Below are 23,834 nucleotides of genomic sequence, written 5' to 3'. Positions count from 1 at the left end.
TTTTCTATCCGGCCAGGGACGGCAGGTAAAGAACGATGCCTGGGAACGCCACAAGCAGCGCAATGGTTACTCCGTCCGCGATGAAGAACGGGGTTACACCTTTGAACACGTCCTGAACGCTCAGGTCCGGGCGCACACCAGCGACCACAAAGCAGTTCAGACCGATGGGCGGCGTGATCAGACAGAACTCGGCCATTTTGACCACCAATATCCCAAACCAGATCGCGCACATCGGGCCGGACATTCCGAATGTGCTCTCTGCGGCGCTGACCGCTTCCCCTCCGTTGAGGGCCATTACCGCTGGGTAGACCACGGGCAATGTCAGCAACAGCATTCCAATCGCGTCCATGAACATGCCCAGCACAGCATAGGCCAGCAGGATGCAGATCAGGATCAGCATCGGGGACATATCCAAAGAAGTGATCCAGTCCGAAAACGCCCCCGGCAGGTCGGCGAATCCAAGAAACCGAACATAGATCAAAACGCCCCAGATGATCGTAAAGATCATCGCCGTCAGCTTGGCGGTTTCCAGAAGTGCGGATTTCAACTCGGCCCACCGCATTCCGTGAAACAGGGCAAAGCAGAACACGATGAATGCTCCGATAGCACCGCCTTCGGTCGGCGTGCCCCAGGCTTTTTCGCCAAACGGGTTATAGACAAAGCAGATGATGATCAGGATCACCGCAACGATGGGGAAAGCTCCGGGCAAAGAGGCGAAGCGCTGTTTCCAGGTAAAACCCGTGACCGGAGGGCCGACGGATTTAAAGAACACAGCGATGCCGACGATTAGCAAACCATAAATCACCGCCGAGAATGCGCCCGGAATGAAACCAGCCAACAGCAACTTGCCCACGTCCTGTTCAACGATGATGGCGTAGATCACAAGGATGGCCGATGGTGGGATCAGCGAAGCCAGCGTACCCCCGGCGGCGACCACGCCGGCAGCGAATTGCTTGTTGTAGCCGACGCTCAGCATCTCGGGGATGGCGATGCGGGCAAAAACTGCAGAGGTGGCGACCGACGCGCCCGACACTGCGGCAAACCCGGCGGTTGCAAACACGGTCGAGACCGCCAGCCCACCTGGCACCCACGCCACCCAGCGTTTGGCAGCTTCGAACAGCGCGCGGGTAAGGCCCGCGTAATAGGCCAGATAACCGATCAGGATGAAGGTTGGGATCAGACTGAGCGTATGGGCGGCCACTTTGGAATGCGGCACCTGCCCGGCTGTTTTGACCGCGACCGTCAACGCCTTTCCAAAACGGCTGGGATCGTACCCGGACTTGGCCCAGAAAATCCAGATCAGCCCCACCAACCCCGCAAGACCCGCAGCAAAGGCCACGCGCATTCCCGTAACGACCAAAAGCAGCAGGCCACCCGTGACCCACAGGCCGATGTCTATCGAGTCCATGCGCTAGTCCTGCCCTTCGAATTGCTCGGCTTCGGCGGCGGCCTGAGCGGCCGCGTCCTGGATCAGGGGTACCGCCACCGGGTGTTCCAGCCCCAACACAAAGGCGCGTCCATATCCCCAGACCTGCAGCACCAGCCGCGTGCACAGTACGGAAAATGCTATCGGCACCAGCAGCTTGGCAGGCCACAGCGGAATATTGATGTCAATCGAACTGTCCAGGCTCCACCTTGGCGCGTCAAAACTGAAGGAGCGAAGGAAATGGGACCAACCGCCCCAGACCAGCGCCAGCATCAGCACAAGGATCAGGATCACCGAGATCAGTTCGAACAACCAAAGCGCCCGGCCATGCAGGCGCGAGATGACGATGTCCATGCGAATATGACCACCGCTGCGCTGCACGTAGGAAATGCCCAGAAAGGCGATCAAAGGCATGGCCTGCTCGATCCAATCCACATAGCCCGGCAGTGGCGCATTTATCGCGTTGCGCCCGCTGACCGAGATCACGGCCAGCACCATCAGCCCGAAAACTGCCAGACCGCTGATCAGCGCCAGAAACCGCTCTAACTTCAACAGATGGCGGTCCAGCCGACTGAGGTGGCTGCCATCCTCTAGCACCGTGGCCTGTCCTGCCATTCCGGTGATCCCCTGTTTTGGTATTGGTGTCCGGGTGCCCGGTCAGGCACCCGGATCTGGCATTCAGTTGCCGCCGCGCTGCTGCTTCAGCGTTGTCTGAACCAGATCATAAAGATCCTGAGCCGGAAGACCCTGGGCGGACATGTCCGCAATCCACTGTTCGCGGATCGGATCGGCAGCCTTGGTGCGGAACTCTTCGATCACGGCGTCGTCGATCTCAACTTTCTGAACACCCTTTTCGTCCAGAACGCTGTCCCATTTCTCAAGCAGCCCGCCGTAGTTGGCGAGGTAGTGGTCAATCGCTTCGCTGATCGAGCTGTTCAGCGCCTCGCGATGTTCGGCGGGCAAAGCCTCATAGGCTTCGATATTGACCACAACCGGGCAGTTGACCGTGCCGGGGTTCAGGTTGGCGGTCCACCAATCGGCCTCGTTGATGGTGCCAAAGGACAGGTGGGCGTGCTGGGCAAAGGCGACCGTATCGACAACGCCGGATTCCATTGCATTGAAGGCTTCGGTTGCAGGAACCGAGGTCGGCACCCCGCCGACCGCTTCGAATGCCTGGCCCAGACCGCCCGTGGCGCGGACGCGCATTCCATCAAACTCGGCCAGTTCATCGCGCGGTTCACCGGTGCCAACGATATTGTACTGCGGCATGGGCGAAGTCATGATAATGCGCGCGTTCCACTGCGCCATTTCGTCCTTGACCGCCGGGTGATCATAAACGGCGTGGCTGACGGCCACCTCTTCTTCCAAAGTGTTCACGCCCAAAAACGGCAGTTCAAGCACCGTGATGGCGCGGTTCTTGTCGCGGTGGTAGCCGGCGCAGAACTGGGCCATCTCAAAAGCGCCGATCTCGATCCCGTCAAGATTTTCCTTGGGCTTGGACAGGCCACCATAGCTGACATTGATGGTGAACTCGCCACCGGTCTTTTCACTGACCAGTTCAGCCAACTTTTCCACATGTTCGGTAAAGGCGCGCCGCTTGCCCCAAACAGACGCATTCCATTCGGTTGCTGCGGCCTCTGAGACGAAGGCAACACCCAAGGCGGCGACGGCAGCGCCGCTCAATATCTTTTTCATGATGAGTTCTCCCTTTGCTGCGCTTCTTGTTCAAGCGCTTGAGTTTCAAGCTAGCGCCAACATTGAAATGTGCCAACCCCGGACAGGCCACCGCATCGCAGCCCGCAAGCGCTAACAACCGAAAGATGAATCGATTGTGCAGAAAAATGTAAAACCACTCCATCGAGGCGCCTGACATATTCGTGACATCTATAATTTTGTTATATATTACTTTTTTCAACTCATCGTCACCAAAATTTACCGATTTGCTCAAGGCGGTAAAATTTTTTTACAAACAAATGCTGAGATTTCGGTAATTTATTTCATTGTTTTCAGTTCTCCGTATTATCCAGCTTGGGGAGGAAACGGATCAATAGCGCTCGTACCGCGGGCAAGTATTGGTCCAGAAATTTCAGTCCAGAGGGAGGAGCCTCAGTATGACAACCGCTGCCCAGGCAGATGCCAACGTTTATCCGCCGTCCGCCGAAACCGTTGCGCGCGCGCATGTCGATGCCGACAAGTACAACGAAATGTACACGGCCTCGATCGAAGATTCCGTCGCGTTCTGGGATGAGCAAGGCAAGCGGATCGACTGGATCAAGCCGTACACCCAGGTCAAAGATGTCAACTATGACGTCGGATCGGTCAATATCAACTGGTACGCCGACGGCACGCTGAACGTTTCCGCCAACTGTCTGGACCGGCACCTGAAAACACGTGGCGATCAGACCGCCATCATCTGGGAACCGGATAATCCGTCTGACGCGGCGCAGCACATCTCCTATGCCGAACTGCACCGCCGTACCTGCCGGATGGCCAACATTCTGGAATCAATGGGCGTGCGCAAAGGTGACCGGGTCGTCATCTATTTGCCGATGATCCCCGAAGCCGCTTATGCGATGCTGGCCTGTGCACGCATTGGTGCGATCCATTCGATCGTGTTCGCCGGCTTCTCTCCTGATGCTCTTGCCGCACGTGTAAACGGAAGCGACGCCAAAGTTATCATCACCGCCGACGAAGCGCCGCGCGGTGGCCGCAAAACGCCGTTGAAATCCAATGCGGATGCCGCACTGCTGCACTGCAAGGACACGGTGAAATGCCTGGTCGTCAAACGGACGGGCGGTCAAACCACCTGGGTGTCCGGCCGGGACTACGATTACAACGAAATGGCGCTGGAAGCGGATGACTATTGCGCACCCGCTGAGATGAATGCCGAAGACCCTCTGTTCATCCTCTATACCTCGGGCTCGACTGGTCAGCCGAAAGGTGTTGTTCACTCCACTGGCGGTTATCTGGTTTATGCCGCGCTGACCCACGAAATCACGTTCGACTACCACGAAGGTGACGTGTACTGGTGTACGGCTGACGTAGGCTGGGTCACCGGGCACAGCTATATCGTCTACGGCCCGCTGGCCAATGGCGCGACTACGGTCATGTTCGAAGGCGTCCCGACCTATCCGGATGCCGGTCGTTTCTGGGAAGTCTGCGCCAAGCACAAAGTCAACCAGTTCTACACCGCTCCGACCGCCATTCGCGCCCTGATGGGTCAGGGCAACGAATGGGTGGAAAAGCACGATCTGAGTGACCTGCGCCTGCTGGGTACAGTCGGTGAGCCGATCAACCCTGAAGCCTGGAACTGGTACAATGAGGTGGTTGGCAAGGGCAATTGCCCCATCGTCGACACATGGTGGCAGACCGAAACCGGTGGCCACATGATGACTCCTCTGCCCGGCGCCCATGCGCTCAAGCCAGGCTCGGCCCAGAAACCCTTCTTTGGTGTTCAACCCGTGGTTCTGGACCCGCAATCGGGTGTCGAGATTAATGGTAACGGCGTCGAAGGCGTTCTGTGCATCAAGGACAGCTGGCCCGGTCAGATGCGCACCGTCTGGGGCGATCATGAGCGGTTCGAGAAGACCTATTTCTCGGATTACAAAGGCTATTACTTCACCGGCGACGGCTGCCGTCGCGACGAGGATGGCGACTACTGGATCACCGGCCGTGTTGATGACGTGATCAACGTCTCGGGTCACCGTATGGGCACGGCCGAGGTGGAAAGCGCACTGGTGGCGCACGCCGCCGTGGCCGAGGCCGCCGTGGTGGGCTATCCCCATGAAATCAAAGGGCAAGGCATCTATTGCTATGTCACTCTGATGAATGACCGCGAGCCCTCGGATGAGCTGCTGAAAGAGCTGCGCACCTGGGTCCGGACCGAGATTGGTCCGATCGCTTCACCGGATGTAATTCAGTGGGCCCCGGGCCTGCCCAAGACCCGCTCGGGCAAGATCATGCGCCGTATCCTGCGCAAGATCGCCGAGAACGACTTTGGCTCGCTGGGTGACACCTCGACCCTGGCCGATCCGTCGGTGGTCGATGACCTGATCGCAAACCGCGCGAACAAGTGAGTGAGGATGTGATGGACGCTGCCGCTACCACTACCCCCGCCGTTCTGATCCTTCTCGGCCCTCCGGGCGCCGGGAAGGGCACGCAAGCGCGTATGCTGGAAGACCAGTTCGGGCTGGTTCAGCTCAGCACTGGTGACCTGCTGCGCGAAGCAGTTGCTGCAGGCACCGAAGCTGGCCTGGCCGCCAAGGCTGTCATGGAAGCCGGTGAACTGGTCAGTGATGAGATCGTCATCGCCATCCTGCGGGACCGCATGGCCCAACCAGATTGCGCCAAGGGCGTCATTCTGGACGGCTTTCCCCGCACCACGGTTCAGGCCGAGGCGCTGGATGGTTTGCTGGCATCGGCCGGTCAAAAGATCAGCGCCGCGATCAGCCTTGAAGTTCAGGACGCCGAAATGGTGATCCGTATTTCGGGCCGTTACACCTGCGCCGGCTGCGGTGAAGGCTATCACGACCAGTTCAAGCAACCTGCCGAGGAGGGCAAGTGCGACAAGTGTGGCCACACCGAATTCAAGCGTCGCGCGGATGACAATGCGGAAACCGTGGCCTCGCGCCTTGCCGCGTACCACGCGCAGACGGCGCCGCTGATTGACTACTATCGGACCCAGGGCGTGCTGAAAGGCATCGACGCCATGGGCCAGATCGACGACATCGCAATCGACCTGCAAGGGCTCGTGCGCGAAGTCATGAATTAAGGGGAGGAGATAAGCCCCCCAGGGCTTTGATCCTACAACGGAATACTTCAAAGGACCCGCCTTGGCGGACCGGTGAAGTTTTGCCTGACGCCAACCGGTGTTCGGCACAATCGAGAAGCGGCCCGACGCACTGGAGGAGTTGGGTGACGGGCCGCCCAACGAGGAAGCAAGGAGGAACCCGCAATGGCGGATCATTCAACAAACTCCGCGCAGACTGCCGAAGCCGACAAGGGCTATTGGCAGGCCAACCTGCGCCTTATCTACATCAGCCTCGCGATCTGGGCGCTGGTGTCGTTTGGATTCGGCATCCTGCTGCGTCCGCTACTGTCGGGCATCGCCGTAGGCGGTACCGATCTGGGCTTTTGGTTCGCTCAGCAGGGATCGATTCTGGTCTTTCTGGTGCTGATCTTCAACTACGCCTGGCGCATGAACAAGCTGGACGCCGAACACGGCGTGGACGAAGAGTAAGGGAGAGCGGGGATAATGGATCAGTTTACCATCAACCTGCTGTTTGTTGGCGCATCCTTCGCGCTATACATCGGCATCGCGATCTGGGCCCGCGCGGGTTCCACATCTGAATTCTACGCCGCCGGTCGCGGCGTTCACCCGGTCACCAACGGCATGGCGACAGCGGCGGACTGGATGTCTGCGGCCTCGTTCATCTCGATGGCGGGCCTGATTGCCTTTACGGGCTATGACAACTCGACCTTCCTGATGGGTTGGACCGGTGGTTACGTGCTGCTGGCTCTGCTGCTTGCGCCTTACCTGCGTAAGTTCGGCAAATACACCGTCTCGGAATTCATCGGCGACCGCTTCTACAGCCAGACCGCACGTATCGTTGCTGTGATCTGTCTGATCGTCGCGTCGGTAACCTACGTTATCGGTCAGATGACCGGCGTGGGCGTGGCCTTTGGCCGCTTCCTCGAGGTCTCGAACACATCCGGTCTGCTGATCGGTGCCTGTGTCGTGTTTGCCTACGCGGTGTTCGGCGGGATGAAGGGTGTGACCTACACCCAGGTTGCTCAGTACTGCGTGCTGATCACGGCCTACACCATCCCGGCGATCTTCATCTCGCTGCAGCTGACCGGCACGCCGATCCCGGCCCTGGGTCTGTTCGGCGACACCGCCAGCGGTGAACCCCTGCTGACCAAGCTGGACGCGATCGTCACCGAGCTGGGCTTTGCCGACTATACGGCGCACCACTCGAACACGCTGAACATGGTGCTGTTCACGCTGTCGCTGATGATCGGTACCGCCGGTCTGCCGCACGTGATCATGCGCTTCTTCACCGTGCCGAAAGTGTCTGACGCACGTTGGTCGGCTGGCTGGACGCTGGTCTTCATCGCTCTGCTGTACCTGACCGCCCCTGCGGTTGGCGCAATGGCCCGTCTGAACATCACCGACATGATGTGGCCCAACGGCGGCATCGAAGGTGGCGCTGTCTCGGTCGAGGAAATCGACACAGATCCGCGTTACGACTGGATGAAAACCTGGCAGAAAACCGGTCTTCTGGATTGGGAAGACAAGAACGGCGACGGCAAGATCCAGTACTACAACGACAAGTCCGAAGCCATGCAGGTCATCGCGGAAGAAAAAGGCTGGGTTGGCAACGAGCTGACTAAGTTCAACCGCGACATCCTGGTTTTGGCCAACCCCGAGATTGCCAACCTGCCGGGTTGGGTGATCGGTCTGGTCGCTGCCGGTGGTCTTGCGGCTGCCCTGTCGACCGCTGCGGGCCTGTTGCTGGCGATTTCGTCGGCTGTGTCCCATGACCTTGTCAAAGGCGCGATCAACCCGTCGATCTCGGAAAAAGGCGAGCTGATGGCGGCACGGGTCGCAATGGCCGTAGCAATCGTTGTTGCAACCTATCTGGGTCTGAACCCACCGGGCTTTGCGGCGCAAACCGTGGCCTTGGCCTTCGGTCTGGCGGCTGCCTCGATCTTCCCGGCGCTGATGATGGGGATCTTCTCGACCCGCATCAACAACACCGGCGCGGTTGCTGGTATGCTGGCAGGTCTGACCGTTACTCTGGTCTACATCTTCCTGCACAAGGGCTGGCTGTTCATTCCGGGCACCAACTCGTTCACCGATGCTGACCCGCTGCTGGGTCCGATCAAGTCGACCTCGTTCGGTGCCATCGGTGCGATGATCAACTTTGCAGTCGCATATGTTGTCGCCGGTATGACAAAAGAGACCCCGCCGGAGATCGTGGAACTGGTCGAAAGCGTTCGTATTCCCCGTGGCGCGGGCGCAGCTCAGAACAAATGAGCATGATGCGGCATCTGGCTAACTTCCATGTGCCGCATTTTTCGATCTACTACTCCCGTCCGGCACACCACCGGGCGGGATTTTTCAACCAAAGACCCAGGATTTCGTGATGCCCCTTTCACATGACCAGATCACCCGGTTTCTGAAATCCGTACACCCCTATGACGCCCTGCCCCCCGAAACGCTGGACGATCTGGCCAAACAGATCGAGGTCTGGGAGGTGGACGAGGGTTCTGCCGTTTACCAGCTTGGCCACACCCTGCCCGGCGTTTTCCTGATCTACGAAGGTCAGGTCGAAATCACCGATGAAAATGGCGCAGTAGTCTCTCATCTCGGGCTCAGAAACTCTTTTGGCGAGCGCGGCCTGCTGAAAGACGGAAAAGCCGCAACGCATGCGCACGCCGGTACTCCGGCTGTTCTTTTTGTTCTGCCTCCGGCTGTGGTGCGCAACCTGATCGACAACCATGACTTCGTCGCCAGGTTCTTTGACCGCACGCGCGGCGAGCGTCCCGGCCCGCAAAGCCTGGCCACCAGCTCGATCGATGTCCTGATGGCCCGCAACCCGGCCACCTGCCCCGCGGCGATGCCAGTTCAGGAGGCCGCGCGGCTGATGCGTGACCGGCATATCTCAAGCCTGTGCGTGACCGAGGGCGAGACCCTGCTGGGCATCGCCACGCTGCGCGACATCTCGGGCAAATACGTGGCGGATGCCATGCCCGAGACCACGCCGGTTTCCGCGATCATGACCGCTGATCCGATCACTCTGTCTCCGTCTGACATCGGTTCGGATGTGCTGCATGTGATGATGGAGCGCGGGATTGGCCACATCCCAATAGCCGAAGGCGGCAAGCTTGTCGGCATCGTGACACAAACCGACCTGACCCATTATCAGGCCGTCAGTTCGGCCGAGTTGGTCCGTCAGATCGCCCTTGCCAATTCGGCGGCTGAAATGGCAAAGGTCACCGCCGAAATTCCGCAATTGCTGGTGCAGCTGGTTGCAGCTGGCAACCGGCACGAAATCGTAACCCGTCTGATCACCGACATTGCCGACACCGCCACCCGGCGACTGCTGGCATTGGCGGAAAAGAAGCTGGGCCCGCCACCGGTGCCCTATCTTTGGCTGGCCTGCGGCTCGCAAGGGCGTCAGGAACAGACCGGCGTGTCGGATCAAGACAATTGTCTGGTGCTGGATGACAGGGTAACCGACGCGGATAGGGCCTATTTCACAGAGCTGGCGAAATTCGTGTCAGACGGGCTGGACACCTGCGGATACTTCTATTGCCCCGGCGACATGATGGCGACCAATCCGCGCTGGTGTCAGCCGGTGCGCGTCTGGCGCGACTATTTCAAGGGCTGGATCGCCAAACCAAACCCCGAAGCACAGATGCTGGCCTCGGTCATGTTCGACCTGCGCCCGATCGGCGGCGCATTCGAGCTGTTTACCGATCTTCAGGCCGATACGCTGGCTGCCGCCAATGCGAATTCGATCTTTGTGGCGCATATGATCTCGAACTCGCTGAAACACACGCCGCCGCTTGGCCTGTTGCGCGGCTTCGCCACCATCCGCTCGGGTGAGCACCGCAACACGCTGGACCTCAAGCACAACGGCGTGGTTCCAGTGGTCGATCTGGCCCGCGTCTACAGCCTGCAGGGCCAGTTGACCGAGGCCAACACCCGCGCCCGCCTGAAAGCCGCCGAAGCCGCCGGAGTGCTCAGCCCCGCAGGCGCGCGGGATATTCTTGACGCCTATGACCTGATTGCCGAAACCCGGCTGGAACATCAGGTAAGGTTGGTCAAATCCGGTGAAAAGCCCGACAATTACCTTCCTCCATCCGCCTTGTCGGACTTTGAGCGAAGCCACCTGCGCGACGCCTTCGTTGTCGTAAAAACGATGCAATCGGCGGTGGGCCATGACAAAGGTATGCTCGGCTAAGTCAGAAAAAAAAAGCTAAACGGACGCAAACGTCTGAAATTCGGAGAGACACATGTTTCTGGAACTGATCGGCACCATCTTTGCAGGCTTCGCCTTTGCAGGTGTGGTGATGGTAGTGAACAAACTGTCAGGCGGCCGCCTGCCCCGCTGGGCGGCCCCGGTCGCCGCCGGGCTGGGCATGATCGGCATGACCATCGCCAGCGAATATTCCTGGTATGACCGCACCGTCGAAACCCTGCCCGAAGGCATGGAGATCGTGCAAGAGGTCGAAAGCCGGGCCTTCTATCGTCCGTGGACGTATGCGGTGCCTTTCATCGACCGGTTTGCGGCCATTGATACGGTGTCGGTCCGCACCAACGAACAGGTTCCCCAGCAACGTCTTGTGGACTTGTATTTCTTTGGCCGCTGGGCACCGATTTCGAAACTTCCGGTGGCCGTCGATTGCGACGCGAACAGCCGCGCCAGCCTGGCCGACGGTGTTGAGTTCGGCGATGACGGCCATCTGCTGAATGTCGACTGGCTGAGCGTCAGTGACGGTGACCCAATCATCGAGGCAACCTGCGGAGTGTGACATGCTGACTCGGCTAAGCCTGCGCATACGTATTTTCCTGTTCTTCTGCCTGCTGGCCCTTGGGGGTGTCGCGGTCAGCTCTCTGGCGCTGTGGATCAGCTACAGGCGCGCGGCGGATCCGGCTCTGGCAAATGCCTTCATCTTTGCCGAAATCCTCATGGCATTCGGTATTGTCGGTTTGATCGTCGGCGTGTGGCTGCTGTTTGACGATAATGTCGCCAAACCGATCGAACGTTTGTCGGCCCAGTTGCGCGCCCGCGCTCATGCCGGGGTCAGCACCGATGTCGACATGCAGGCTGCGCGCTATCTGGGCGATCTGGCCCCGGCCGCAGCAGGGTTGGCCGATCAATTGTCGGGCAAGACGATGGACGTTGCCGAGGCCGTAGCGGCGGAAACCGCGCATCTGGCCGCCGAGAAGCAAAGGCTGACGGCACTGTTGACCGAGATCCCGGTGGCGATGGTTCTTGCCAGTCCGACCCATAAAATCGTTCTCTACGACGGTCAGGCTGCCGGGGTTCTGGCCCAGATCGCACATCCCCGCCTGAATGCCTCTCTCTTCGAATATCTGCAGCCGACAGCCCTGCAAGACGCCTATGAAAAACTGGGCAAAACAGGGCTGGAAGTCACCTGTACCCTGATCAGCATCGACGGCGCGCAAACCTATTCCGCCCGGATGAAACCACTGGGCGACGCGCCCGGTTACCTGCTGATTTTCGACGAAAGCGCCGCCAATATCGAACCCGAGGCCGCGCGGCCTCTGGTCTATGATTTCGACCTGCTGAACAGCGCGACCGGTGGGCAATTCGAAACTCTTGCCCTGCAGGATCTGTGCTTTGTCGTCTTTGACACCGAAACCACCGGGTTGCTGCCGCACAAGGACGAGATTGTCCAGATTGGCGCAGTTCGGGTGGTGAACGGCAGGATTATCGATGGCGAGAAACTGGACATGCTGGTCAATCCCGGAATGCCGATCCCACCGGCCTCGACCAAGGTTCACAAGGTCAGCGACCGCATGGTTGAAGGCGCTCCGGATATTGCCGAGGCCGGGCGCACCTTTCACCAGTTCGCACGGGATGCGGTGATCGTCGCGCATAATGCACCCTTCGACATGGCCTTTCTGCGGCGCCACGCCAAACGTATGGATGTAGAATGGGATCACCCCATTCTGGACACAGTCCTGTTGTCCGCCGTTCTGTTCGGCGCCAGCGACAAACACACGCTGGATGCTCTGTGCGACCGATTGGAAATCACCATCCCGCACGAGCTGCGCCACACGGCGCTTGGGGATGCGGTTGCTACTGCGCAGGCGCTGGTAAAGATGCTGCCGATGCTGCAGGCACGCGGCATGACGACCTTTGGCGCCGTCATTGAGGCCACGCGGCAGCATGGCCGCCTGCTGGAAGATCTGAACTAACCGCAAAATATTCAGACAGAATTCAGCTTTTCATGGACAATCCCGGTTGGCCGTGGCACCTGATGCCCGGCCACTGCACGAGCGCGTCATGACGGAAAAGACCTTCACCCCCACCCCGGATCAAAGCCCCGCGTTTCGCGAAGCACTGGGGTGTTTCGGAACCGGGGTCACGGTCGTCACGACCAGTTCGGCAAACGGACCGCGTGCGATTACCGTCAATTCGTTTTCATCCGTGTCGCTGGACCCGCCGCTGGTGTTGTGGTGCCTGGCCAAGGATTCACACCGGTTCGGTTCCTTCAATGCCTGCCAGCACTATTCCATTCACGTAATGGCCGAGGAACAGCAAGATCAGGCGTTGCGTTTTGCGCGCGACGGGTTGGATTTCTCACATGCCGTTTGGGAAACCGATCACAAGGGCCGACCTCAGTTGGCCAATTGTCTGGCGCGGTTCGACTGCCAGCTTCATGCCAAACACGAGGCCGGGGATCACCTGATCCTGGTTGGTGAGGTCGAACAGGTGATGTACCGCACCGGCAAGGGCCTGATCTTCAAGCGTGGGCAATTCGGCGGATTCGCGGACCTGCTTTAGTCATCCAACGAGCCGTGAACGGCCAGCGCCTCAAGCTGCGTTTCCTGCGGTGTGATGATGCGAAACGCCTCATGCACGCCGGTGTCGGACAATTCGCGCGCGACGGTCAGCAGGGTATTGGGCGCGTGCTCCTCACACAGCTCGGCCATATGGGCGAGCTCGGTCTGCGCAACACCTAACGCAGCCTCTACCGAAGGTGCGCCGTAGAATTGTACGAAATGCTCAGCCAGGTTCTGCGTGATATGGTCCATCTCGGCCTGTTCGATCTGGGTGACGGCAACGAAGGTCACCCGCCCGAAGGTCTCGACCCCCAGCCAGCCGTTCGAAAAGGCCTGCCGCGCCTTGCCCTCCAGATCGGCCTGCCCCCAGTTTGAAAACTCAAACCCGCCCGAGATGCACCATTCTCCGGTCCGGGCCGGGGAATGGAAGACATTGATGTCACTTTCGTCGAAATGGATCGCGCGGGCCAGTTTCATCATCCGTTCTCCAACAGTTCGGTCAGGGGGCGCAGGCGGGTTTCGGCCCCATCGCGGGTCAGCATCCCGAACCGTTCATCCGTGCCCAGAAATACGCCGGTCTCGCAGGGTTCGCCGACACCGCGCAGCAGGCCCATCCATTCGCCGTGCAGGGGCGCATTGCCATCCTCCTGCCAGCGGTTGAGCCAGGTCAGCATGTGCCGCGACCAGCTTTCGACCAGTTGCACCGAAGAAACCTCGGCGCAGCCCTCGTCATACAGTGCCGTGACATCCGGCGTTTTGCCCGGTGCCTCGCTGGTTTGCAGCAACGCCAAGTCCCAGCCGACCACCAGCCAGTCCGGTTCGGCCTCAGCGTCACCAGACGACGCCACAACGCGGAACTCACCGCATTTCGCACCGTTCACGCAGATCAGCCCGTCCCACCCCAGATGCACCGCGACCTCGGGCGGGGCCAGCGCGCCCAGCGCATTTTGAAACCCGACGGCGCACAGGGGCAACATCGCCATGGCATCCCGCAAAGGAACTTCGGGCGCAAAGATGATCGCCACCCGCAGCCGGTCGGCCTGAATGTTGTACACGACCAACCCGGCGTCACAGCCCAGCGCTGCCATGGCTTGCGCACGCTCGAACGGGTCTTCCCCACCCTGCACCGGGTGGCCTGACAACAAGGGGGGAAAGACCGGCTGGGTCATGCGTTGCCCTTGGCGATCATGTCGCGGGCGATCTTGCGGAACGCCTCGGCCTGCGGGCTGTCGGGTTTGCTGACAACGATGGGGGCACCGCCATCCGCCGCCACCCGGATATCCAGATGCAGAGGAACTTCCCCCAGCAGCGGAACGCCCAGCGCCTCGGCCTCGGACACGACACCGCCATGACCGAACACATGTTCCTCGTGTCCGCAATTGGAACAGATATGAGTGGACATGTTCTCGATCATTCCGACGATCGGCGTCTTGAGCTGGTTGAACATGTCGATCCCCTTGCGGGCGTCGATCAGAGCCACGTCCTGCGGGGTGGAAACAACAATGGCGCCATCTACCTGAAACTTCTGGCTTAACGTCAGTTGCACATCCCCAGTTCCGGGCGGCAGATCGACGATCAACACGTCCAGCGCGCCCCATTGCACCTGGCTCATCATTTGCTGCAGCGCGCCCATCAGCATCGGACCACGCCAGACAACCGCCTGCCCTTCGTTGGTCATCAATCCCATCGACATCATGGTGACGCCGTGATTGCGCAGCGGCAGGATGGTTTTGCCGTCGGGGCTGGCAGGACGGCCCGAAACACCCAGCATCCGGGGCTGCGACGGGCCATAAACATCGGCGTCCAACAGACCGACACGACGGCCTTCAGCCGCCAGCGCACAGGCGAGGTTGGCCGAAACGGTGGATTTGCCGACACCACCCTTACCCGAAGCCACGGCAATGATCCGATCCACGCCCGGAACGGCCTGCGGCCCGGTTTGCGAGGGCTTCGGCTTGGGCTTCAAATCCGGCGGCGCCTTGTCGGAATGCGCGGTCAACATGGCCGAGACCTTGGCCACCCCGTCCACCATCTGCGCCGCTTTTTCAGCGGTCTCGCGCACCGGCTCCATCTGTTCGGCGTATTTGGGGTCAATCTCCAGCACAAATCGCACCGTGTCGCCTTCGACGTTCAACGCGCGCACAACACCCGCACTGACGATATCCTGACCGGACACAGGGTCGGTGATCTTCTTAAGGTTCGCCAGAACCGCGTCACGAACACTCATGCCATTACCCCTTTGACTTGCCCCACCACGAGGTTGCGTTTCATTGCATGTGTCTCCGTCTCATTCAGTTCATTTGACGCAATCGGGGCCGGGTCGTTAGGTTGGGCCATGCGCTTTGTCCTCTTGTGCCTGAGCCTGACGCTCTCTGCCACCCCCACTTGGTCGCAGGAGACGCTGGGCCTTGCGGCCCCGGCCGAGATTACAGACTCTGGTCTGTTGCAACATATCCTTCCGCGCTTCTCTCTCAAGACCGGGATACGCGTTATTGCGGATGATGGGGGTGTTTTGGTGCTGGAAACCGCGCCGCCCGGCGATCCCGTCTTTACCCGCAACGGGGTCGTCTATCACCTGCGGGTCGGAGATGGCGCCAGACACGAACGGTTCCGCGACTGGCTCTTGTCCGATATCGGCAAAAACACGGTTGAGAGCTTTACCCCGGAACAAGGTCCACCTTTCTCTGCCCGTTTCGAGACCACAACAGCGCAAACCGACACGGTGATCGATGGCGACACCGCCCGTGGCGAACAGCTGTCGATGACCCATTGCGGGCGCTGCCACGTGGTCGGGCCAAAGAACCGCATGAACGGATTGGGCTCGACACCCTCGTTCGCCGTGCTGCGTGCGATGCCCGACTGGTCGGAACGATTCGAGGCCTTCTTTGCACTGAACCCCCATCCCGCCTTCACCCAGATCGACGGGCTGACCCCGCCTTTTGATCCCGCGCGCCCCTCGCCCATTCATCCGGTCGAGATGACCGTGGAAGAATTGGACGCCATTCTGGCTTTCGTCTCGGTCATCAAGGCGGCCGATCTGGGTGCGCCACTACAGCTTCAGTGATCCTTTCGTTTTGAGAAATAGTCCTCGGTCGTAACTACCTTGGGCTTGGGATTGGATTGGAACGGATTGTCCTGCAGTTGAAACTGCGCGTTCACACGGCAATTGTCGCACATTTGGATCATCCGCGCCTTGTCCGATGTGGCAAACATCGGATGCGTGCCCGAGAGTTTCTCCATGATCCGCTCGACCGTGGATTTCACGCCGAACAGGGCGCCGCATTCGACACAGGCGAACGGTTCCTCTTCATTCAGCACCTGCTGCGACAGGGCCGCATCGCTGAGATCAAGCTGTGGGATTAGTTCAATCGCGCTCTCGGGACAAATACCCCTACACAGCCCACATTGCAGGCAAGCGTCCTGCTGAAAGCTCAACTGCGGCTTGTCCGGGTTATCAACCAAAGCACCCGAAGGGCAGAGCGATACACAGCTGAGGCACAGTGTGCAGGCATCCGTATTCACCGCCACGGCCCCGTAGGGTGCGTTCTCGGGCAAGGGCAACGGAGCTTCTGCCTGTGGGTTCAGCGCCTGCGCCGACAACCGCGCGATTTGTCTGCGGTTGCCCAAAGGCAGCACCGGGTCGGCCAGAGGCGGCGAAACATCCTGCGCGTAAAGTAGATCCGCCATCGCGTCCGGGTCGGCCTCATCCATCAACCCAATTGCATCCGCTCCGGCAATCGCCCGCGCCAGTTCCAACTCCCGCTCCAGCGCGTCGCGTTCGGTGGTCGGAGCAAGCAGCACATCGACCCGCGCAAAACCATGGGCCAGCGCAGCCAGCATCTCGGAGTGTCCAAAGCCCGAGATCACGTTCAACTCCAACGGAATGACATCCGCAGGCAAACCGCGCCCGAACCGGGCGGCTAACCGGATCATCTCGGCCCCGTGGGCGTCATGCACCAACAACCGGGGCGCACTGCCCCCCGCACGCCGATAGGTGCGCGCAAGAATGTGCATCCGAGACAACAGGGCCGAGGCCGGCGGATCCTCGTAAGTGATCGCGGTTGACGGGCACACCGCCGCGCATTCCCCGCACCCGGCGCAGATCATCGGGTCAATGGTCACATGCTCGCCAGCCGGAGTGATCGCGCCTGTCGGGCAGATATCCAGGCAATTGGTGCAGGCCACCTGTTCGGCGCGGGAATGGGCGCAGAGCGTCTCTTCCATCCGCACGTAGAGCGGTTTTTCGAAGGTCCCGACAAGTTGCACTGCCTCATAGGTCAGACGTTCCACCGCGATTGCATCCTTGGGGTCGGCGCGCAAGTACCCCTCGCGCTTGGCCGGGGCCAGCACAAATGGGGTTCCTCCAGTCAGGTCGATCACGATATCACAGGCCGATTTCGCGCCGTCGCGCGGATCGGACCACGCAAAGGTGCCGCGCCCGCCCGGTTCGATCTGCTGCAGGGCGTCCAGCCGCAGCGAGAACCCTCCGAGCGCGCCGGTCAAAGAGCGTACCCTCCCGCGCACTACATCAAAGGCCCGCGAGATCGGTTGGGCATCATCGGTGACCAGCACCGTAACCGCCAGCGAGGTCGCCAGACGCTCGGCCAGATCGAAACACGGCTCACCCGGTCCGATGATGAAACAGGTGCCCTCGCTGAACACGTCGACGCTGGGTGTGATCGGCTGCGGCAACAAGGCCTCAGCGGCCAAGGCCGCCATCTTGGGTGCGGCATCCGCCCCCTGGTCGGACCAACCAGCACGGTCGCGCAGGTCTACAAAGCCCGGCGTTTCTATATTCAGCTCTTCGGCAAGCGCGCGGAACACTTCCTGCTCCTGCCCGCAGGCCACCACCGTATCCCCGTCCCGCATCAACGAAGCCGCAGCCTCCAGCTCAGAAGTACACAGGGCCGAATGAACCCGCGAACACGCCGTACCGCAGGCGGATGCAATTTTCTCGGCATCCAGTTCCTGCGTCCCCGCGCAGTCGCATAACAGAAATTTTGTGCCCATGGCCTCCCCTCCCCGACGTCCTTCCCTTGTTGGGTTCAGATTAGGGTGTCTGCAAAAAGTGGCAATCCCTGCAAGTCAAACTACCTGCGTACGGGGTCAGAGAATTGGCGCGGACCCATAAACAAATGGTGATCGCGTCCGTGGCCAAAAAGTTCAGGCTTGGCAGAAAGCTAACTTGTGTACCATAGTAGACGCAGTGGAAGGCAGGGGAGAGCTTTCCGGGGAGGACTAAGTGGCCAAGGCCGCAAGCCAGATTGAAATGCCAATCGGCGTCGTCGTGCGCAAAACACCCGGTGTCACCCGCTGGGCGAAGTGGAACTGGCGCGCCGTTGCAGTGTTGCCCGGTGCGGGGCCTGCCGACTGGCAGGAACTGCGCCGCGAAGGCGAGGCTGTGGAGTATCACGCCGCCACCCTTCCCCTGACCTTGTGGGCCGATGAGACCGAAGCCTACATGGTCAACCTCTCAGACGGTCAGCCCTCGATCTACCTGATTTTGCGCGACGCTCTGGATGGTGAACGGCCGATGGATGCGGTGCTGGTCACGGCGTCGCCATTCGAGGGGCAGGATTATGCGGATACCGGCGAAGAGATCGTCGAAAAAATCCCGATGACCGAAGGGCTGGTTGCCTGGGTTCGGGATTTCGCATTGGAACATCACCGCGACGAGGTCTTTGTCAAACGCCGCCGCGACAAGAAACGCACCGATCTGGTCGAGGACGGCAAGGGCGATGCGCGTATCCGTCAAACCTCGGACGTCTACCGCGCCCCGCGGAGGATCGTGCAATGACCCAGGCCCGCAATTTCTGGTCCCGCCGCAAAGCCGCCGTTCAGGCCGAAGCCGAGGCTGAGGCCATCGCCACCGAGGAACAGGCTATCGCCGCGCAGCGGGCCGAGCTGGACGAAAAGTCGGATGCCGAGATACTGGCCGAGTTCGACCTGCCCGATCCCGAAAAGTTGCAAGCCGGAGACGATGTCTCGGGCTTTATGGCCAAGGCGGTGCCCGACCGTCTGCGCCGGCGTGCACTGCGGCGTTTGTGGCGGCTGAACCCGGTATTGGCCAATGTGGACGGGCTGGTCGATTACGGTGAGGATTATACCGACGCCGCCTGCGTGATTGAAAACATCCCCACCGCCTATCAGGTCGGCAAGGGCATGTTAGCCCATATCGAGGCGCTGGCGGCAGAAGCCGAAGAGATCGAACCAGAACCTCTCACTGAGGAACCAGAGCCAGAGGCGGTGGATGAGCCAATGACTGAACCGGTTATCATGGCAGAGGTGGAAGACCCCGAAGAGGTTGACCTGCCCCCCACCCCGCGCCGCATGAAATTTGAGTTTGAAGGATAACCCCATGACCGCAAGCGAAGCGCAAAAAATCGATGTCTCGGCCGAGGATCGCCTGCGCGCGGATTTCTACAATTTTCTCGGGTTACTGCTGGCAGCTCCGCCGGATCAGATGCTGTTGAACCAGGTCGCCGGTCTGACCGGGGACGACACCGATCTGGGTCAGGCCATTCGGGCCATGGCGCGGGTGGCCAAGGTGACCAAACCCGCCGCAGCCGAGCGTGAGTTCAACGCTTTGTTCATCGGACTGGGGCGTGGTGAGTTGCTGCCTTACGCCAGTTTCTACCTGACCGGCTTCCTGAACGAAAAACCGCTGGCCCAGCTGCGCAACGACATGATCGCCCGCGGGATCACCCGGGCGCAGAACGTGTTCGAACCCGAAGACAACATCGCGTCTCTTATGGAGATGATGGCGGGTATGATCGTCGGCCGCTTTGGGGCGCCTGCCACGTTGGAAGATCAGAAAGCGTTCTGGAGCAAACATATCGGCCCCTGGGCCACGCATTTCTATTCGGATTTGGAAGCTGCTGAAAACTCGGTTCTCTATGCCTCCGTCGGCACCGCCGGTCGAGTGTTCATGGAGATCGAGCGCGAGGCGTTCCGAATGACGGCGTAAACCGCCACTCGCCGGTGCCCATTGGGTGCCAGACCGCAATTGGGACAGGAGGACCCCATGAGCAAGACCAAGGAAGAAGGCGCCACGCGCCGCGACTTCCTCAAACTGGCCGGGACCGCAGCCCCCGCTGCCGTCGCCGCCGCCAGCGTGACCGGGAAAGCCGAGGCAGCCGAGCTGCCGACGGACGAAACCCGGATGCAGGATACCGCGCATACCCGCGCCTATCTGGAAAGCGCCCGGTTCTAAAATCGGACGTTTTCAAACCTGACTGACGGTTGCGATTGGCCCTGACGTCGGGATCAGCAGTACCAAGCCAGCCGTGGCTGACACGGCGCGCAAGGGAGGAAAGAAATGCTTAGGAAAAAGACCAACGGGGTTGCGAGACGCCCCCAGCGGACAAGTATCCTGTCCCAGGTCGGCGAAAAAACCGTCGATCGCCGCGCATTCCTGCGTGGCTCGGGCCTGACGATCGGCGGCCTTGCCGCGATCAGCGCCACGGGTGGAACCGTGACGCAAGCCAGCGCCCAGACCGCGGCTAATCAGGCCGTCGAGAACATCAAATCCGTATGCACCCACTGCTCGGTCGGCTGTACCGTCGTTGCCGAAGTGCAGAACGGCGTCTGGATCGGGCAAGAGCCCGGTTGGGACAGCCCGTTCAATCTGGGTGCGCATTGCGCCAAAGGGGCCTCGGTCCGCGAGCACGCCCATGGCGAACGCCGCCTGAAGTATCCGATGAAAAAGGAAGGCGGCGAGTGGAAGCGGATCAGTTGGGAAGAGGCGATCAACGAGATCGGCGACGGCATGATGAGCATCCGCGAGGAATCCGGGCCGGACAGCGTGTACTGGCTGGGTTCAGCGAAGCATAACAACGAACAGGCCTATCTGTTCCGCAAATTCGCCGCCTACTGGGGCACGAACAACGTGGACCATCAGGCCCGTATCTGCCACTCAACCACGGTTGCGGGTGTTGCGAATACATGGGGCTACGGCGCCATGACCAATTCGTACAACGACATCCACAATTCCCGAGCCATCTTCATCATCGGTGGCAACCCGGCCGAGGCGCACCCCGTCTCGTTGCTGCATGTTCTGCGCGCGAAAGAGCAGAACAACGCGCCGCTGATCGTCTGCGACCCACGCTTTACGCGCACCGCGGCCCATGCGGATGAATATGTCCGCTTCCGTCCCGGTACAGACGTTGCGCTGATCTGGGGTATCCTGTGGCACATCTTCGACAATGGATGGGAGGACAAAGAGTTCATCCGCACCCGTGTCTGGGGCATGGACCAGATCCGCGAAGAAGTTGCCAAGTGGAACCCGGACGAAGTCGAGCGCGTCACCGGTACGCCCGGCTCGCAACTGCGCCGCGTTGCCCGTACCATGGCCAACAACCGCCCCGGCACGGTGATCTGGTGCATGGGTGGCACGCAGCACACCAACGGTAACAACAACACCCGCGCCTACTGCGTGTTGCAGCTAGCGCTTGGTAACATGGGCACATCGGGTGGTGGCACCAACATCTTCCGCGGCCATGACAACGTGCAGGGCGCGACCGATCTTGGTGTTCTGTCCCACACCCTGCCCGGCTATTACGGCCTGTCCGCAGGTGCCTGGGGCCACTGGGCACGTGTCTGGGGTGAAGAACCCGAATGGCTGGCTGGCCAGTTCGCCACGATCAAGGACAAGGACGGCAAGGACAAACCGCTGCAGAATGAGCGCGGCATCCCGGTCTCTCGTTGGATCGACGGTGTTCTGGAGGATCCGGCCAACATGGATCAGGACAACAACGTCCGCGCCATGGTTCTGTGGGGGCACGCTCCGAACTCGCAAACACGCGGGCCGGAAATGAAGACGGCGATGGAGAAGCTGGACATGCTGGTCGTGATCGACCCGTATCCTACCGTCTCGGCCGTTCTGCATGACCGCACCGATGGCGTCTACCTGTTGCCAGCCTGTACGCAGTTCGAAACCCGTGGCTCGGTCACGGCCTCGAACCGGTCGTTGCAGTGGCGGGATCGCGTGGTCGAGCCCCTGTTCGAAAGCCTGCCGGACGAGGTCATCATGGCCAAGTTCGCCAACAAGTTCGGCTGGGCAGATCGGTTCTTCCGCAATATCGAGATGGAAGACCCTGAAACTCCCAATGTTGAAAGCATCACGCGTGAGTTCAACAAGGGCCTCTGGACCATCGGCTATACCGGTCAGTCGCCGGAACGTCTGAAAAGCCACATGGCCAACCAACACACGTTCGACAGAACCACGCTGCAAGCCATTGGCGGACCCAATGACGGCGAGTACTACGGTCTGCCCTGGCCCTGTTGGGGAACGGCTGAGATGGGCCATACGGGGACACCGAACCTGTATGACATGTCCATACCGGTGGCGGAAGGTGGCCTGACTTTCCGTGCCCGTTTCGGCGTGGAACGCGATGGCGACAACCTGCTGGCCGAAGGGGTCTATAGCGTCGGGTCGGAAATTCAGGATGGATACCCTGAATTCACGATGCAGATGCTGATGGACCTTGGCTGGGACGGTGACCTGACCTCCGAGGAACGCGCGGCCATCGACGCCGTCGCGGGGCCCGAGACCAACTGGAAGACCGACCTGTCCGGCGGCATCCAGCGGGTCGCGATCGAGCATGGCTGTGCACCCTTCGGGAACGCCAAAGCCCGCGCGGTCGTCTGGACCTTCCCGGATCCGATCCCACTGCATCGCGAGCCGCTCTATACCAACCGGCGGGATCTGGTGGAGGATTATCCGACCTATGAGGACCGTCAGGCCTATCGCCTGCCCACCCTGTATGCGTCGATCCAGAAGAACGACTTTTCAAAGGATTACCCGATAATCCTGACGTCAGGTCGTCTGGTCGAATATGAAGGCGGCGGCGAGGAAACCCGGTCGAACCCGTGGCTGGCCGAGTTGCAACAGGACATGTTCGTCGAGATCAACCCGCGAGATGCCAACAACCTTGGTATCCGGGACGGGCAACAGGTCTGGGTCGAAGGTCCCGAAGGCGGCAAGGTCAAGGTGATGGCGATGCTGACTAACAGGGTCGGTGCCGGGGTGGCCTTTATGCCCTTTCACTTTGGCGGCCATTTCCAGGGTCAGGATTTGCGGGAGAAATACCCCGCAGGCGCCGATCCCTACGTTCTGGGTGAAAGTTCCAACACCGCCCAGACCTATGGCTACGATTCAGTAACCCAGATGCAGGAGACCAAAGCGACTCTCTGCAAAATCTCGGCAGCGTAAGGAGGACGATAATGGCTAGAGCAAAGTTTCTCTGCGACGCTGAACGCTGCATCGAGTGCAACGCCTGCGTCACCGCGTGCAAGAACGAGCACGAGGTCCCATGGGGCATCAACCGCCGCAGGGTGGTGACGATCAATGATGGCAACCCGGGCGAACGCTCGATCTCGGTGGCCTGTATGCATTGCTCGGATGCGCCTTGTATGGCGGTGTGCCCGGTCGACTGCTTCTATCAGAACGAAGAAGGGGTCGTCCTGCACTCCAAGGACCTGTGCATCGGCTGCGGCTATTGCTTCTATGCGTGCCCGTTCGGCGCGCCGCAATATCCGCAGGCGGGCAACTTCGGATCGCGCGGCAAGATGGACAAATGTACCTTCTGCGCCGGCGGCCCCGAGGAAACGCACTCGACCGCAGAGTTCGCAAAGTATGGTCGCAACCGGATCGCCGAGGGCAAACTGCCCCTCTGCGCCGAGATGTGTTCCACCAAGGCCCTGCTTGCCGGTGACGGTGACGTGGTGTCTGCCATCTACCGCGAGCGTGTCGTCGCGCGCGGGTTTGGTTCGGGCGCGTGGGGTTGGGGCACCGCCTACGACCAGAAAGACGGCTGACCCGTCTGTTTGAAAAACAGGCGACCCGCCCGCGCGGGTCGCCTG

22 protein-coding genes are annotated in these 23,834 nt (G+C 60.4%); 15 read left to right on the top strand and 7 right to left on the bottom strand.

From position 1 onward, the window contains the following. Positions 1-4 precede the first annotated feature (4 nt). The 3 genes from ACOQFT_RS20390 to dctP form a co-directional block, all read right to left on the bottom strand. Positions 5-1,408 carry a TRAP transporter large permease gene (locus ACOQFT_RS20390; protein WP_421599677.1) on the bottom strand — a complete coding sequence of 468 codons (1,404 nt, stop codon included), beginning with the start codon at positions 1,406-1,408 and terminating at the stop codon, positions 5-7. 3 nt (positions 1,409-1,411) lie between these two features. Then, the gene (locus ACOQFT_RS20385; protein WP_421599676.1) at positions 1,412-2,041 is read right to left on the bottom strand and encodes a TRAP transporter small permease subunit; all 630 of its coding nucleotides are present in this window, start codon (positions 2,039-2,041) and stop codon (positions 1,412-1,414) included. 63 nt (positions 2,042-2,104) lie between these two features. Beyond that, positions 2,105-3,121: a TRAP transporter substrate-binding protein DctP gene (dctP, locus tag ACOQFT_RS20380; RefSeq protein ID WP_421599675.1), complete on the bottom strand. Its 1,017-nt coding sequence runs from the start codon at positions 3,119-3,121 to the stop codon at positions 2,105-2,107. Positions 3,122-3,537: 416 nt separating this feature from the next. Between dctP and acs the strand changes: the two genes are divergently transcribed. From acs to ACOQFT_RS20340, 8 genes are all read left to right on the top strand, one after another. Continuing rightward, positions 3,538-5,502: an acetate--CoA ligase gene (gene acs / locus ACOQFT_RS20375; RefSeq protein ID WP_421599674.1), complete on the top strand. Its 1,965-nt coding sequence runs from the start codon at positions 3,538-3,540 to the stop codon at positions 5,500-5,502. An 11-nt stretch (positions 5,503-5,513) separates the two neighbouring features. Further along, positions 5,514-6,197: an adenylate kinase gene (locus tag ACOQFT_RS20370; protein WP_421599673.1), complete on the top strand. Its 684-nt coding sequence runs from the start codon at positions 5,514-5,516 to the stop codon at positions 6,195-6,197. Positions 6,198-6,380: 183 nt separating this feature from the next. After that, the gene (locus ACOQFT_RS20365) at positions 6,381-6,665 is read left to right on the top strand and encodes a DUF4212 domain-containing protein (protein WP_010439512.1); all 285 of its coding nucleotides are present in this window, start codon (positions 6,381-6,383) and stop codon (positions 6,663-6,665) included. Positions 6,666-6,680: 15 nt separating this feature from the next. Continuing rightward, entirely contained in the window at positions 6,681-8,465 is a 1,785-nt protein-coding gene (locus tag ACOQFT_RS20360; protein ID WP_421599672.1) for a sodium:solute symporter family protein, read from the top strand. A gap of 109 nt (positions 8,466-8,574) precedes the next feature. Then, positions 8,575-10,398 (top strand): DUF294 nucleotidyltransferase-like domain-containing protein, encoded by a 1,824-nt coding sequence (locus tag ACOQFT_RS20355; RefSeq protein ID WP_421599671.1) that lies wholly within the window; start codon positions 8,575-8,577, stop codon positions 10,396-10,398. 52 nt (positions 10,399-10,450) lie between these two features. Further along, positions 10,451-10,969: a hypothetical protein gene (locus tag ACOQFT_RS20350; protein ID WP_421599670.1), complete on the top strand. Its 519-nt coding sequence runs from the start codon at positions 10,451-10,453 to the stop codon at positions 10,967-10,969. A gap of 1 nt (position 10,970) precedes the next feature. Continuing rightward, positions 10,971-12,383 carry a PolC-type DNA polymerase III gene (locus ACOQFT_RS20345; protein WP_421599669.1) on the top strand — a complete coding sequence of 471 codons (1,413 nt, stop codon included), beginning with the start codon at positions 10,971-10,973 and terminating at the stop codon, positions 12,381-12,383. Positions 12,384-12,471: 88 nt separating this feature from the next. Then, positions 12,472-12,972: a flavin reductase family protein gene (locus ACOQFT_RS20340; RefSeq protein WP_421599668.1), complete on the top strand. Its 501-nt coding sequence runs from the start codon at positions 12,472-12,474 to the stop codon at positions 12,970-12,972. On the opposite strand, the gene ACOQFT_RS20335 is transcribed toward ACOQFT_RS20340, so the two are convergent. The 3 genes from ACOQFT_RS20335 to ACOQFT_RS20325 are packed head-to-tail and all read right to left on the bottom strand — an operon-like array spanning position 12,969 to position 15,198. Beyond that, on the bottom strand, positions 12,969-13,448 hold the full coding sequence (locus tag ACOQFT_RS20335) for a DUF6505 family protein (protein ID WP_421600075.1): 480 nt from the start codon (positions 13,446-13,448) through the stop codon (positions 12,969-12,971). The two genes, ACOQFT_RS20340 and ACOQFT_RS20335, sit on opposite strands and share 4 nt — an antisense overlap. After that, positions 13,448-14,140: a DUF4444 domain-containing protein gene (locus ACOQFT_RS20330; protein WP_421599667.1), complete on the bottom strand. Its 693-nt coding sequence runs from the start codon at positions 14,138-14,140 to the stop codon at positions 13,448-13,450. Before ACOQFT_RS20330 ends, ACOQFT_RS20335 begins: the two co-directional genes overlap by 1 nt. Further along, positions 14,137-15,198, bottom strand: coding sequence for an Mrp/NBP35 family ATP-binding protein (locus tag ACOQFT_RS20325; RefSeq protein ID WP_421599666.1), 1,062 nt, complete (start codon positions 15,196-15,198; stop codon positions 14,137-14,139). The genes ACOQFT_RS20330 and ACOQFT_RS20325 overlap by 4 nt, the downstream gene beginning before the upstream one ends. A 108-nt stretch (positions 15,199-15,306) precedes the next feature. Between ACOQFT_RS20325 and ACOQFT_RS20320 the strand changes: the two genes are divergently transcribed. After that, positions 15,307-16,035 carry a c-type cytochrome gene (locus ACOQFT_RS20320; RefSeq protein WP_421599665.1) on the top strand — a complete coding sequence of 243 codons (729 nt, stop codon included), beginning with the start codon at positions 15,307-15,309 and terminating at the stop codon, positions 16,033-16,035. On the opposite strand, the gene ACOQFT_RS20315 is transcribed toward ACOQFT_RS20320, so the two are convergent. Further along, positions 16,029-17,981, bottom strand: a complete 1,953-nt coding sequence (locus ACOQFT_RS20315) for a 4Fe-4S binding protein (RefSeq protein ID WP_421599664.1) — start codon at positions 17,979-17,981, stop codon at positions 16,029-16,031. The genes ACOQFT_RS20320 and ACOQFT_RS20315 overlap by 7 nt on opposite strands. Positions 17,982-18,213: 232 nt before the next feature. Here ACOQFT_RS20315 and ACOQFT_RS20310 point away from each other — a divergent pair, with 232 nt between their 5' ends. The 6 genes from ACOQFT_RS20310 (at position 18,214) to fdh3B (ending at position 23,789) form a co-directional block, all read left to right on the top strand. Further along, a complete protein-coding gene (locus ACOQFT_RS20310; protein WP_421599663.1) occupies positions 18,214-18,768 on the top strand; it encodes a DUF3305 domain-containing protein in 555 nt (184 codons plus the stop codon). After that, a complete protein-coding gene (locus tag ACOQFT_RS20305) occupies positions 18,765-19,325 on the top strand; it encodes a DUF3306 domain-containing protein (protein ID WP_421599662.1) in 561 nt (186 codons plus the stop codon). Before ACOQFT_RS20310 ends, ACOQFT_RS20305 begins: the two co-directional genes overlap by 4 nt. A gap of 4 nt (positions 19,326-19,329) precedes the next feature. Further along, positions 19,330-19,938: a TorD/DmsD family molecular chaperone gene (locus ACOQFT_RS20300; RefSeq protein ID WP_421599661.1), complete on the top strand. Its 609-nt coding sequence runs from the start codon at positions 19,330-19,332 to the stop codon at positions 19,936-19,938. 57 nt (positions 19,939-19,995) lie between these two features. After that, entirely contained in the window at positions 19,996-20,184 is a 189-nt protein-coding gene (locus tag ACOQFT_RS20295) for a ubiquinol-cytochrome c reductase iron-sulfur subunit N-terminal domain-containing protein (protein WP_421599660.1), read from the top strand. Positions 20,185-20,289: 105 nt separating this feature from the next. Next, the gene (locus ACOQFT_RS20290; RefSeq protein ID WP_421599659.1) at positions 20,290-23,184 is read left to right on the top strand and encodes a formate dehydrogenase subunit alpha; all 2,895 of its coding nucleotides are present in this window, start codon (positions 20,290-20,292) and stop codon (positions 23,182-23,184) included. A gap of 11 nt (positions 23,185-23,195) precedes the next feature. Next, positions 23,196-23,789: a formate dehydrogenase FDH3 subunit beta gene (fdh3B, locus tag ACOQFT_RS20285; RefSeq protein ID WP_170324620.1), complete on the top strand. Its 594-nt coding sequence runs from the start codon at positions 23,196-23,198 to the stop codon at positions 23,787-23,789. Positions 23,790-23,834: the final 45 nt, after the last annotated feature.

Source organism: Ruegeria sp. MALMAid1280, assembly GCF_049195285.1.
Taxonomy (GTDB): Bacteria; Pseudomonadota; Alphaproteobacteria; order Rhodobacterales; family Rhodobacteraceae; genus Ruegeria.
The sequence above is the reverse complement of the archived record's forward strand: the minus strand, read 5'-3'. Positions and strand labels throughout refer to the sequence as shown.